General features: G+C 66.4%; 14 protein-coding genes and 1 pseudogene. 3 read left to right on the top strand and 12 right to left on the bottom strand.

What is annotated here, in order from left to right:
• Positions 1 to 78 precede the first annotated feature (78 nt).
• From HC028_RS13690 to HC028_RS28695, 6 genes and pseudogenes are all read right to left on the bottom strand, one after another.
• Entirely contained in the window at positions 79 to 1722 is a 1644-nt protein-coding gene (locus HC028_RS13690) for an N-acyl-D-amino-acid deacylase family protein (RefSeq protein ID WP_168077183.1), read from the bottom strand.
• Positions 1719 to 2816, bottom strand: coding sequence for an ABC transporter ATP-binding protein (locus HC028_RS13685; protein WP_168077181.1), 1098 nt, complete (start codon positions 2814 to 2816; stop codon positions 1719 to 1721). Before HC028_RS13685 ends, HC028_RS13690 begins: the two co-directional genes overlap by 4 nt.
• 12 nt (positions 2817 to 2828) lie before the next feature.
• The gene (locus HC028_RS13680) at positions 2829 to 3692 is read right to left on the bottom strand and encodes a carbohydrate ABC transporter permease (RefSeq protein ID WP_168077179.1); all 864 of its coding nucleotides are present in this window, start codon (positions 3690 to 3692) and stop codon (positions 2829 to 2831) included.
• Positions 3689 to 4639: a carbohydrate ABC transporter permease gene (locus HC028_RS13675; RefSeq protein WP_168077177.1), complete on the bottom strand. Its 951-nt coding sequence runs from the start codon at positions 4637 to 4639 to the stop codon at positions 3689 to 3691. The genes HC028_RS13680 and HC028_RS13675 overlap by 4 nt, the downstream gene beginning before the upstream one ends.
• Positions 4636 to 5859, bottom strand: coding sequence for an ABC transporter substrate-binding protein (locus HC028_RS13670; protein WP_168077036.1), 1224 nt, complete (start codon positions 5857 to 5859; stop codon positions 4636 to 4638). Before HC028_RS13670 ends, HC028_RS13675 begins: the two co-directional genes overlap by 4 nt.
• A gap of 102 nt (positions 5860 to 5961) precedes the next feature.
• A pseudogene (locus HC028_RS28695) lies at positions 5962 to 6030 on the bottom strand (twin-arginine translocation signal domain-containing protein); the annotation flags it as partial.
• Between the two features lie 250 nt (positions 6031 to 6280).
• Between HC028_RS28695 and HC028_RS13660 the strand changes: the two are divergent.
• The 3 genes from HC028_RS13660 to HC028_RS13650 all read left to right on the top strand — a co-directional run bounded on the left by HC028_RS13660 (position 6281) and on the right by HC028_RS13650 (position 8371).
• Positions 6281 to 6541 carry a transposase gene (locus tag HC028_RS13660; protein ID WP_168077175.1) on the top strand — a complete coding sequence of 87 codons (261 nt, stop codon included), beginning with the start codon at positions 6281 to 6283 and terminating at the stop codon, positions 6539 to 6541.
• A gap of 243 nt (positions 6542 to 6784) precedes the next feature.
• A complete protein-coding gene (locus HC028_RS13655; RefSeq protein WP_168077173.1) occupies positions 6785 to 7852 on the top strand; it encodes an integrase core domain-containing protein in 1068 nt (355 codons plus the stop codon).
• Positions 7853 to 7948: 96 nt separating this feature from the next.
• On the top strand, positions 7949 to 8371 hold the full coding sequence (locus HC028_RS13650; protein WP_168077171.1) for a hypothetical protein: 423 nt from the start codon (positions 7949 to 7951) through the stop codon (positions 8369 to 8371).
• Positions 8372 to 8382: 11 nt separating this feature from the next.
• Here the strand turns inward: HC028_RS13650 and HC028_RS13645 are convergent, their stop codons facing one another.
• From HC028_RS13645 to HC028_RS13620, 6 genes are read right to left on the bottom strand one after another with little or no spacing between them, the layout of a single operon-like run.
• A complete protein-coding gene (locus HC028_RS13645; RefSeq protein ID WP_168077169.1) occupies positions 8383 to 8658 on the bottom strand; it encodes a hypothetical protein in 276 nt (91 codons plus the stop codon).
• Positions 8658 to 9326 carry a hypothetical protein gene (locus HC028_RS13640; RefSeq protein ID WP_168077167.1) on the bottom strand — a complete coding sequence of 223 codons (669 nt, stop codon included), beginning with the start codon at positions 9324 to 9326 and terminating at the stop codon, positions 8658 to 8660. Before HC028_RS13640 ends, HC028_RS13645 begins: the two co-directional genes overlap by 1 nt.
• 18 nt (positions 9327 to 9344) lie before the next feature.
• Complete coding sequence (locus HC028_RS13635; RefSeq protein WP_168077165.1) at positions 9345 to 10784, bottom strand: APC family permease; 1440 nt, start codon at positions 10782 to 10784, stop codon at positions 9345 to 9347.
• Complete coding sequence (locus HC028_RS13630; protein WP_168077163.1) at positions 10781 to 10975, bottom strand: hypothetical protein; 195 nt, start codon at positions 10973 to 10975, stop codon at positions 10781 to 10783. The genes HC028_RS13635 and HC028_RS13630 overlap by 4 nt, the downstream gene beginning before the upstream one ends.
• Positions 10972 to 11400, bottom strand: coding sequence for a hypothetical protein (locus HC028_RS13625; protein ID WP_168077161.1), 429 nt, complete (start codon positions 11398 to 11400; stop codon positions 10972 to 10974). Before HC028_RS13625 ends, HC028_RS13630 begins: the two co-directional genes overlap by 4 nt.
• Positions 11397 to 11693 carry a hypothetical protein gene (locus HC028_RS13620; RefSeq protein WP_168077159.1) on the bottom strand — a complete coding sequence of 99 codons (297 nt, stop codon included), beginning with the start codon at positions 11691 to 11693 and terminating at the stop codon, positions 11397 to 11399. The genes HC028_RS13625 and HC028_RS13620 overlap by 4 nt, the downstream gene beginning before the upstream one ends.
• Positions 11694 to 11896: the final 203 nt, after the last annotated feature.

Raw genomic sequence — 11896 nt, 5'->3', positions numbered from 1 at the left:
ATCGTCCGGGTCAAGATCCGGTCGCGGCGTGTGCCACCTCCGCGCGGCCGTGGCACGCACCTATCGGCCTCGGAACCGCTAGCGGCGGCGGTAGACGTGTCCGTGCTTGCCCGGGCGGTACACGCCGTCTCGGACGACCGGGGTTCCGTTGACGAGCACCTGCTCCACCCCGGCGGGCGTGCGTTGAGTGTCGGTGTAGGAGGTGGTGTCGGCGACCGCGTCGATGTCGACCACGACGAGGTCGGCGGCGGCCCCGGGCTTGACCCGTCCGATGCGGGACAGGCCGAGGCGGTCGGCCGACAGACCGGTCATCTGGTACACAGCCTGCTCGAGACCCATCAACCGCTCGTCGCGAGCGAAGTGCCCCAGGAACCGCGGGAAGGCACCGTAGGCCCCGCGGTTGGGGTTGCCGTGGCCCGTGATGACCGCGTCGGTCTCCATGGATGTGTACGGAAGGCTGAGCACGTCGCGCAGCGGCGCGTCGGAACGCAGGTCCCCGGCGGAGCCCACCACGAGCATCATCGTCTGGCAGCGGTCGGCGACGAGCAGGTCCATCGTCGCGTCGAAGGGGTCGCGCCCCAGCCCTTCGGCCAACTGCTGCAGCGAGCCGCCCTCGAAGCGGGCGTAGTCGGGGTGCTGGATGGTCAGCAGCCGGATGTTGTCGTAGCCGAGGGAGTCGATCATGTTGTCGGTCCACTCCCCCAGACCGATCGGCCAGCGCGGCCGCTCCCGCTCGACGTAGCGGCGCACCTCCTTGCGTGTGGCCGGATCGGTGAGCCGGGCGAGAATCGCCTCGGTACCGCCCTCGATCGCCCAGGGTGGCAGCAACGCGGTCAGCGTGGTGTTGCCGGCGATGTAGGCCTGGCAGTCGGTCGCGATGTCGATACCGCCGGCGCGGGCCGACTCCATCACCTCGATGGCGCGCGGGATCAGCGGCCAGTTGGCCTCGCCGAGCGCGCACAGGTGGGAGAACTGGGCCCGCACGCCACTGCGGCGCCCGACCTCGACGATCTCCTCCATGGCCTGTACCAGGGTCTCGGAGATGCCCCGGCTGTGGCTGGTGAACAGGCCACCGGCCGCCGCCATCCGCTCGGACAGGCGCACCAGTTCGTCGGTGCCCGCGTACATGCCCGGCGCGTACGCCAGACCGGCCGACATGCCAAACGCGCCCGCATCGAGCGCCTCGTCGAGCAGCGACAGCATGACGACCCACTCGTCACTCGTCGGAGGCCGCTGCGCGAAGCCCATCGCGGCGATACGCAGCGCGCCGTGCGCGGCGAGCGGCACAACGTTGAGCGCCACCCCGCCCTGCTGCAGGTCGTCGAGGTAGGCGGCGAAGGTCGGCCACCCGGATCCGGCGTTGTCGGAGCGCAGCCAGGCGGTGTACGCCAGCGCTCCGTCCCGGTACCGGTCGGACACCGGCGCCGGGGCGTAGCCGCAGTTGCCCGTCACCAGCGTCGTGATGCCCTGCTGCAGGAAGCAGCTCAGGATGTCGTCATGGTCGGGGTCCGACAGCACGAAGTCGGAGTGGCTGTGGATGTCGATGAACCCGGGCAGCACGAAGCGGCCGTCAGCCCGGATCTCGGCGCAGGTGTCCACCTCGGCGGGAAGATCGCCGACGACCTCGATGACGCCGTCGGAGACGGCCACGTCGGCACGGAAGCGGGCCGCTCCCGTGCCGTCGACCACGGTCCCACCCCGTACGACGAGGTCGAAGCTCATACCGTGATCCCTTCCACGATGCGCGCTCCGGTCTCGGTGTCGAACACCATCGCGCGCGGCCAATCGACGGCCAGCGCGACCTTGGCGTCCGGCTCGAAGACCTGATCCGCCCCGCCGAGGGCGACCACGTTGGTCCCGTCCGGAGCGACCACGGTGTACTTCACCTGCTCACCCACGGCCTCAGCCGTCAGCACCTGCAACGGCCCGTCGGCGGACGGCCGCAGGCGCAGGTTCTCCGAGCGGATGCCCAGCGTGAACGTGGCCGGGAGCGGCCGGTCCGGGCCGGCCAGGCGGACCGTCTCGCCGCAGAGCTTCACCTCGCCCGCCTGGGCGTCGTACTCCACCGGCAGGAGGTTGAGCGGCTGCAGGCTGACAAAGTTCGCCACCCAGGTGTTGACCGGGTTGCGGTAGAGCTCCAGCGGCGGGGCGACCTGCTCCAGGCGGCCGCCCCGCATGACCGCGACTCGGTCGCCCATGCCGAGGGCCTCCTCCTGGTCGTGGGTGACGAACACGGTCGTCGCTCCGAACTCCCGGTGCAGCCGGACGACCTGGGAGCGCAGCGCACGGCGCAACTGGGCGTCCAGCGCCGAGAACGGCTCGTCCATGAGCAGCAGCGTGGGGCGCGAGACCAGGGCCTTGGCGATGGCGGCGCGCTGCCGCTCACCCCCGGACACCTCGTGCGGGCGCCGATCCAGCAGGTGCGAGATCTGCAGAAACGCGGCCACCTCGGCGATCCGCGCGTTGATCTCGTCGCGCGGGACGCCCGCCAGCTTCGGCGCGAACGAGATGCTCTCCCGCAGCGAGAGGTGCGGGTAGAGCACCGCCGACTGGAACACGACCCCGATCTTGCGGGCCTCCGGCGGCAGCGCGGTGACGTCCTGGTCGCCGAACCAGATCCGGCCGGAGTCGACCTCCGCCAATCCCGCGAGCAGGCTCAGCACCGTGCTCTTGCCGCTACCGGACGGCCCGAGGACGGTCAGCAGCTCGCCCGGCCGGATGTCGAGGTCGAGACTGTCCACCGCCCTTTGGCCACGACCGAAACTCTTGACGGCCGCCTCAATTCGGACTCCGACCTGCTTGGTCCCGGTGATCATGAGACGACGCTCCTAGACACTGACGAAGTTGACACGGCGGATGTAGCGCGAGAACACGATGGCCAGCACCATCGGCGGCAGGAGGCCGAGCACCAGGCCGGCGGCGACCTCGTTGGGAAGCGAGACCAGGAAGAACATGCCCGACAGCGCCGGCCCGAACGTCTGGGTGGGCGTACCGGTCGTGAAGATCAACGCGAAGGCGAACTCGTCCCACGAGGTCAGGAACGCGATGACCGCCATCGCCATCAGGCCGGGGCGGGCGGCCGGCAGCACGATCCGCCGGAACGCCGACCACCGCGAGCAGCCGTCGACCCGCGCCATCTGCTCCAGCGACGGAGGCAGGTTCAGAAAGAAGCTGTAGCCGACCCACACCGTCAGCGGCACGACGATCGTCAGGTGCACGATGACCAGCCCGGCCCGGGTGCCGGTGAGGTTCAACGCGTTGTAGAGCGCGAAGAACGGGACCGCCGTCGAGATCGGCGGAACCGACCGGGTGGCGATGATGGTGAGCAGCGACGAACTGCGGAAGCGCATCGCCACCCGGGCGAGGGCGTAGGCGGCCGGCACCGCCACGAGCATCCCGATGACCGTCGTCAGCACGGCCACGATCACGCTGTTGACGATGCCGTCGAGAATCAGCGGGCCGTTGCCGATGGGTGACAGTTCGCGGCCGTCGAGGCCGGCGGCCGGTGAACCGAGCATCCGGATGTAGTTGCTCAGCGTCGGGTGGCTGGGAAGCAGGCTGATGTGGCTCTGTGCGAACTCGGCGTGGTAGGTCACCGACACGATGCCGACCCAGACGATCGGGAAGATCGTCCAGACCAGCAGCGCGGCGGCCGCGGTGTGAATGAAGACCGAGCGCTTGCGCGACCTCATGTGTTCTTCCGTTCCCCCCGCGACCGCCGCGGGGTCACGATCAGGAAGTAGTAGAAGCTGGTGACAGCGATGATCAGGATGAGCAGGATCCAGGACTGGGCGGCGCCCTTGCCGAACTCCTGGTTCTGGAAGAACGTCTCGTAGACGCTGAAGGTCAGCGTCCGCGACGCGTTGCCCGGCCCACCGGAGGTGAGGAAGTAGATGAGGTCGAACGCCGTCGCCGCCTGGCCCGCCACCAGCACGAGGAAGATGGCCAGCGGCAGTCGGACGTAGGGCATCGTGATGTGCCGGAACCGCAGCCACACGCCCATACCGTCGATCTTGGCCAGTCGGTACTGATCCTCGGGAACCGACTGCAGCGTGGCGAGCAGGAAGTAGGCCCCGAGCGGGGCGAACTGCCAAGCGTGTACCACTGCCAGCGCCGGGACCACAGTGGACTTCGACAGGAAGTCCACACCGTCCATGCCCAGCCGCTCAGCCAGGCCGGCCAGCAGGCCGTACTGGGGGCTGTACACGTAGCGCCACAGGACCGCAGCTGCGTACGTCGACATCGACCACGGCAGGGCGATGAGCGCGACCAGGACGGCGCGTCCGCGGAACCGTTCCCGCAGGATCAGCGCGGATCCGAGCGCCACGCCTGTACTGACGAGCGTGACGCACGCTGTGTAATACACCGTTATCAGCAGTGACCACCAGGTCGCCTTGTCCGACAGCGCCCTGCTGTAGTTCACCAGTCCGGCGAACGACTTCGCTCCGGTCAGCGGATCGACCCGCTGCACGCTCAAGTACAGCGAGTAGAGCACCGGGTAGACGACCGTGGCGAGCAGAAGGATGGCCACCGGCGCCACAAGCATCAGCCCGAACTTGGTCGGGCTGATGCTCGAGGAGACTGCCACCTTGCGGGACTCGCGGCGCGGCAGCGCCCGCGGAGGAGCTTCGGTCGTCACGGCTTGAACTGCTCCATGAGCTCTTCGGCCTTGGTGCGCAGGTTCTTGACGACCGTGGCCGGGGTTGCGTCGCCGGTGACCGCCTTCGGAAGTTCCTGCGCGGCGTAGGTGAGCCAGCGCAGCGCCCACAGCTGGTGGAACAGCCCCTTCGGGTACTGGGCGTTCTCCAGCGAGTCCTTGAGGATCGGAAGGTTCTTGTCCGGCTCCGGCAGCCACTTCGAGGCCGCCTCGATCACCGACGGGTCGTCGTTGACCGCCGAGTAACCCTGGGTCAGGTACTTCTCCCGGGCCCACTTCAGTGGCACGTCGAACTGGTTGGTCTTGGGATCCTTGTAGCCGAAGTACTGGGCGAGGCGGTAGTCCTGGGCCAGCCGCTCGTCGTCCTTGCCGGGAGCGCCGACGACGTACAGGCCGACGTGCAGCATGCCCCAGTTCTGGCCCTGCCTGGGGATAGGCACGATCTTGCCGGCGACGCTGGAGCTGTTCTTGTCGTGCAGCGACGGCAAGTAGAACTGCAGGTGCGACGCGTACGCGATGCCGCCCTTGGCGTAGGTCTCGGCGAAGTCCGACTCCTGGAACGTCAGAATGCCCTTCGGCACGAGGCCCTCGGTGTAGAGCGCCCGCCACTGCTGGAGCATCTCGACCGCTTCTGACTTCTCGTCGAACTGCGGCGTGCCGTTGTCGGCGAACAGCGGGATGTTGCGGTTGAGCGCCTCCTGCACGAAGCCCCACGGGATACCGGCGAAGGACGTGATCCAGAACGGCAGGTACGGGGTGTCGCTCGCGCCGCTCTGCTTGATCTTCCGCGCCTGGTCGTAGAGCTCGGTGTACGTCTTGGGGTACTGGCCCTCGAGCCCGGCCTTCTGCAGCACCTCGGTGTTGGCCAGCATCATGCCGTGCACGAAGGCGAAGTACGGCAGGCCCATCAGGTGGCCGTTGACCGTGGCGGCGTCGCGGACGGCCGGAATCATCTCCTTCTCGGCATCCGCCCGTGCCCAAAACCGGTCGAAGTCCGCCACCCAACCGGCCTTCTGCCAGGCGGCGAGCACGTGAGTCAGACTGTAGGCCATGTCGACGGTCTGCTTCTGCTGCAGCAGGTTCTGCAGGATCGACGGGTAGTCACCGCCGATGACGTTCATGTTCACCTTGGTGCCGTACGCCTGCTGGAAGGCGTTGACGTTGGCTTGGACGAAGTCCGGATAGGCACCCCAGATCCGCATCTCCAACGGACTCTTAGAGCCCGCTGTCGGCAGGGTGAGCGGTGCGCCCTTACTCGCGGCCGATCCCGTCGACTCGCTTCCACAGGCGGCGAGCAGGGTCGGCCCGGCCGTTAGAGCGAGACCCGTAAGACCGGCCCGCTTGAGGAAATTGCGCCGTGAGTGCAGGTCCATACCTGTCCTTTCCTCTTCATGCCCCTTGTGCTGTTGCGCCCGGCCGCCACCGCGCGTCTTCGTTCCCGAATGTGCAATCTGCGGCACCTGACATCAGATGTCAGACACACTGACATCCGCTAGCGCGCCCGTCAAGAGTTTTCTTGATCCACCAGACCGCCGCGAGCACAGCCAGGCATGGACGGGACTGATGAGACACAGCTCTCCACCGTTGCGCCCAGCGCCGACCCCTACAGGGAAACGACGTGACGTGGCAGCCGTGACGCAACCGAGCACCGCACCGACAGGGCAGGAAGCGAATCGAAGAACGGCCGGTCACGGATCATTCGACCCTTATGTCTATCGGCAGCGCCACGCCGTGGAGTGCGGCATCTACCGGCTCAAGCACAACCGGACCCTCACTACGGGCTACGACAAACTCGCCATGCGCCACCAGACCAGAGTCCACATCGCCGCGATCAACGAATGGCCCTACTACGCTTATGAAACATGGCCCATCGGTCAAGCCTGACCTCTTCCGTTCGGGGGAAGAGGTCAGGCCTCCGCATCGCCGCAGGACAGCCCCTTGATCGACTCGAGCTGGCGCGCCCGACTTTCGAATCGGAGGCGATAGAGATCGTTTAGCCGCTTGCTCCCCTCCTGCTCCCACCGGTAAGTGCGACGACTCTCGGTGCGGGGTTCCAAAAACCCCGTCACCGTGGTTGACCTGGACAGACGCAGGGCTCGGCCATGCCGTCGGGCATCATCGTTACCCGTGTGGCTACGCCTGATCTACCTTGTGTTCTGCCGCATCGCCGGCTGGCTCGCTCTCCGCACCCGTACCAGCGTCGCCAAAGATGTAGAGATCTTGGTTCTCCGCCACGAGAACGCGGTCCTGCGCCGACAGACCCCCAAGCCGCGGCTGAACTGGGCCGACCGGGCGGTGCTCGCCGCCCTGATCAAGCTTCTGCCTCGAGCGTTGACGGCGCACCGGCTGGTCACCCCGGCCACGGTCCTGCGGTGGCATCGGCGGCTCGTCGCCCGCCACTGGACCCATCCCCATCGGCCCGGACGCCCAGCGGTCGATCCAGTCGTGGCCGGACTGGTTGAGCAGATGGCCCGGGATAATCCTGGCTGGGGCTACCAGCGCATCCAAGGCGAACTACGCGGCCTCGGCCACCAAATCGGCGCCTCCACGATCCGGCGGATCCTCAAACGACTAGGCATACCACCAGCACCCGCGCGCCGCGACCACACCACCTGGCGAAGATTCCTTTCCACCCAGGCATCGACCATGCTCGCCTGCGACTTCTTCCACGTAGGCTGCGCGCTCACCCTCCAGCGCCTGTACGTCTTCTTCGTCCTCGAGGTCGGCAGCCGCTACGTCCACATCCTCGGCGTCACCACCAACCCCGACGGGCCGTGGACCGCGCAGCAAGCCCGCAACTTACTCATGGACCTGGGCGAACGCGCCGACCAGTTCACCGTCCTCATCCGGGACCGGGCCGGCCAGTTCACCGCCGCCTTCGACACCGTGCTCGCCGATGCCGGAATCACCGTCTGCAAGAACCCACCGCGAAGCCCACGGGCCAACGCGTACGCCGAACGGTTCGTGCTCACCGCCCGCAGCGAGGTGACCGACCGCATGCTCATCCTCGGCGAGCGACATATTCGTCGAGCACTCGACGAATATGCCCGTCACTACAACGGCCACCGTCCCCATCGGGCCCTGCAGTTGCAGCCCCCACGCTCCGACCGTCCCGTCGTTGACCTCACCCACGAACGGATCAAACGCCGCCCCGTCCTCGGCGGGCTCATCACAGAGTACGAACGAGCCGCCTAGAAGCCCACGTCACCACCCGTTCCGGGTTTTGGAACCCCACAGGGGCGGCGAGCGCTCCGCACCGACGGCCTACCAGCGGTTCGAGGTGCCGGCGCGGTGATCGTGGCGGGCTACGACGTCCTGGTGGACCCTAGCTACCACCAGTTCGCGCTGCATGACCCCACCCGCGAGGAGTCGCCGAACTTCGAGGTCGCCATCCCCGCCGCCAGCCGGGATGTCGTCGGCTGGGCTCCCAACACGGTCGCGGTTCAGGTGGTCACCCACCTTGTCCAGGTGCGGGTACGGATCGAGGTGCTCGGCGGGCCGCCGGTCCCGGACGTCCCCGCTCACACCGACGAAGTGGACCTGAATCGTGACGGGATGCTGGAGTTGCCTGGCGGGCAGTTGAGCGTGCCGAAATCTCTGGATGAGCAGTGGATACTTGGCCTGACGCTTCCCACCGGCCCCGGTACGTACCGCGTGCGGGTGACCGGCTACAACCGCGCCCGGGTCGGGCGGCTCTGGCTTGATCGCGGGTGATCTTGTGCTGGCTACCGGCGGGCCTGGTCTACTTCGGAAGCTCCTCTGCTGGCGCGGTGAGCCGCATGCCGGTAGGCGTCCAGGACACTGATCGCGTAGACGAACAACCCTCCCGAGAACCTGCCCAGGAACGAGTGGTGTTCGGTCGTCAGGCGGTAGGTGATGGCACCTAGCAGCAGCATGTAGAAGACGAAAACCAGTCCACGTACCGGCGTTCGATTGATCACCTGGCCTGAGCCGGGCAACAGGATCGCGGCCGCCAACACGACCAGCGGGTGAGACAGCATTACGCCCTCCCCGCCGACTGGCCGGCGAACGCGTCGCCGACGCCGGCCAGCGTCTCGAGAACCGGTTGCAGATCTGCTGGTTGCACTCGTACCGAACCGAAATTGGCCCGGCGCGTCGTCCGGTACTGGGTCTGATCCCCCTCGGACAACCGCCATACCAGCCGCAGCCCACCGTCCCCGACGTACAGCTCCTTGGCGCGCGGCTCGGCGAAGAATAAGCGGTAGGGCTCGAATGCCGACAGGGGTGGCGCGCGGTCAGGGTCCGGGCTGGCGATCCGCACTCCGCCCGGCAACCTCCAACTGTCCGCGTACTCCCTGATGAAGGTGCCGTTCGGCGAGAAGAACTCGGTTCCGTCCGGGCGAAGCAGTATGTCCACCGGTGCGTCGACTTCCAACGGACGGGAGTGCGTGACGAGCAGCCACAGCACCGGTAGCTTGCGGAATCCCACCGCATCCACGACCGGTTCCAGCCGGATGGGATAGCCGCGGTAGCTACCCGTGAGGACGGGAAAGCCCAACCCGTCGTGATGCATTTCGACGCGGTCGAACAGCCGGCCGACCGCCTCGAAGAGCCGGCGCCTGTCCTGCCGCACCCGGCGCACATGTGAAACCTGCAAGGCGCACAGGCCGGAGGCGAGCAGGACAAGGCCACCGACGGACATAACCATGTTCACTTCCGCAGTCCGTCAGTATCCGCGGGGACGCGGCAGCGCTGCGGTGAATTGCGCACCCTTGCTCACGTACTTGTAGCGTCGGACGACGAACCAGACCGACGCCAGGAAGTAGAAAGCAAGGATTGACAGTAGCGACGTCCCGTAACCGAGGAAGGTCGCGAAGAACACGACGGCAACCAGCGCCATCAACACGATGACCGGGATCGGGTGATACGGCAGGAGGTACCCACGGGGGATCGAGCCCATGGGCCACAGGCGACGGAACCGGACGAAGTTCGGTCCCATGAAGCTGTACATGAGCAGCCCCGACAGGATCGAGAACGTGATGACCGTGCCGAGCAACGTCGGATCGTTGAGCAGCACGGGCAGCAGGGCGAACGCGATGGCCACCGGCACCAGGAAGACGATGGACCGAAACGGCGTGTGGTATTTCGGGTGCACGGCGCCGAACCACTCCGGCAGATAACGGTCCCGGGCCATCGCGAACCAAGCCCGCGACGCATCGTTGATGCATCCGTTCGCCGACGCGAGCGTCGCGCACAGGGTCCCGATCAGCAGCAGGACCATCAATACGTTGCTGCCGGTCACCCGGGCGGCGTCGAACAGGGGTGTGATCGAGACTCCCAGGTAATGCCACGGCAGCAGGGCCGCGCAGACATACCAGGTGATCGTGGCAGCGATGACCAGCGTCATCATTCCCGCCATGCTGCCGATCGGGATGGATCGGGATGCGGATCGGCATTCCTCAGCAGCTTGCGCCGTCCCCTCGATGCCGAGGTAGTACCACATACCAAACTGGAATGCGGCGATGACACCGAGCCATCCGTACGGAAGGCCGTTGGCGGCAGTGCCGGCCAGCCCCTCCAGGTGCAGCTCCGCGCCGGGATTCCAGCCCTGCACCCCAACGAACAACGCGATGATCGTAAAGAAGGCGAACCCCGTGATCAGGAAGTTCAGCGACAGCGTCGCGAAAACGCCCCGATAGTTCAGCCACGCGAGCGCGAGGATCGCTAGCGTGACGAACGGATAGGGCGACAGTGTCGTCGAGCTTCCCATCAAGTTCGCCAACGTGGTGAGGAGATAACTGAGCACGTTGGCGTTCGCCGCTTCGAGCATCGTGTAGGCGAGGGTGAGATACAGCCCGACGTTGAAGGCCATGAGAGGCCCGATCGTATGTTTCGCCTGGGCGTACTGACCGCCCGCCGCCGGCATGGTCGACGTGATCTCGGAGTTGATCATGACAATGGTGGTGTAGAGCAGACCTACCACCCAGGCGGCGATCAGAGCGCCGTACGTTCCGCCCTTCTCCACGGCGAAGTTCCATCCCATGAACTCCCCGACGAGCACGATACCGACACCGAGCGCCCATATGTGCATCGGCGAGAGCACCTTGCGCAGGCTGGGGTGCTCCTCCGCCCCCGGCGGAGCGGAGCGAATCTCGACCGAACTCATCGCTGACCCGCTTCCCGCGACTCCGAGATGTACCCGCCCTCAGGCGGCGGGGCTGTAGTGCCGCCGAGCGGGTCGATCAACAAGTCCGGGTCGTAGCGGCGCGACACCCGGACGACATCGACCAGCAGCCAGGCCGCGATGATGGCGCTCAGTATCCAGGCGATGAGTTCCAGCAGGCCTGCCGTGCTCATGGCTTCGCCCTTTCGTATCGGGGGCCGAACTTCTCAGCGATCACCTCGCGGTACTCATGCAGCGAGGTGCGGTAGACGAACGTCAGGTATCCCACGAGAAGCACGATGGTGCCCAGCAGAGCAAGGACGCTGAACCTGTACTTCTCGGACGCGGATTGCTTCGCGGCCACTGACGCGTTGACCGACGTGAGGTCGACCATTTCCGCGTCGATCATCTTCTGGTACTGCGCGCGCTCGGCATCGCTGAGGGGAAGCTCCGACAGTTGCTTGACCGGCGAGGATTTCGTCCCCGACGCGGTGTTGCCGGCCTCGAACCGCACGATGAAAGTTGTCACGAACAGGGTGACGAAGATGAGCGCCAGCATCGTCGCCGCGTCGATCAGTTGACCGCGGCGCGACTGCTTCGGAGGTTGGTAGGGCGTCATACCGCGCGCCCTACCCCGGCCCGCTGCTGCCGAGCGCGATCTAGGTTGAGGATGTCCTCGCGGTAGATCAGATCCCTGTTGGCGGCGTACGTGCGGATCATGCCGACGATCGACGCAGTGTTGAACGCACCCAGCATGAGCATGGAAGCCAGGAGGACAACCGACACGGTCGTACTGGATGCCACGGAACTGGCGGCGAAGTAGACAAGGGCTAAAAAGACCCACATGAGCACCGTGAAGGCGACTGCGAGCAAACGGTCGCGCCGCACCAACGACGTGATACGGGAATCCACGCTCCGGACCATACGTACCCCTCTATCGATACGTGCAGACCCCGGCATCCGGCTACCGCCGGAAGCCGCCTAGCGGTCGAGGATGGAGGCCTGAGCTGTGTGGTCTGTGGTCCGGACCTAGAACCTTTAGCTAGAAGACCATCTGGCCCGGACTGTGTCAAGGGTCACCACATGTGACCGCATCGATGGCCGGCCGGACTCAA

This window comes from Planosporangium flavigriseum, from assembly GCF_011947225.1.
Classification (GTDB): domain Bacteria; phylum Actinomycetota; class Actinomycetes; order Mycobacteriales; family Micromonosporaceae; genus Planosporangium; species Planosporangium flavigriseum.
Note: the sequence above shows the minus strand (reverse complement) of the source record. Positions and strands in the feature narration are given on the sequence as shown.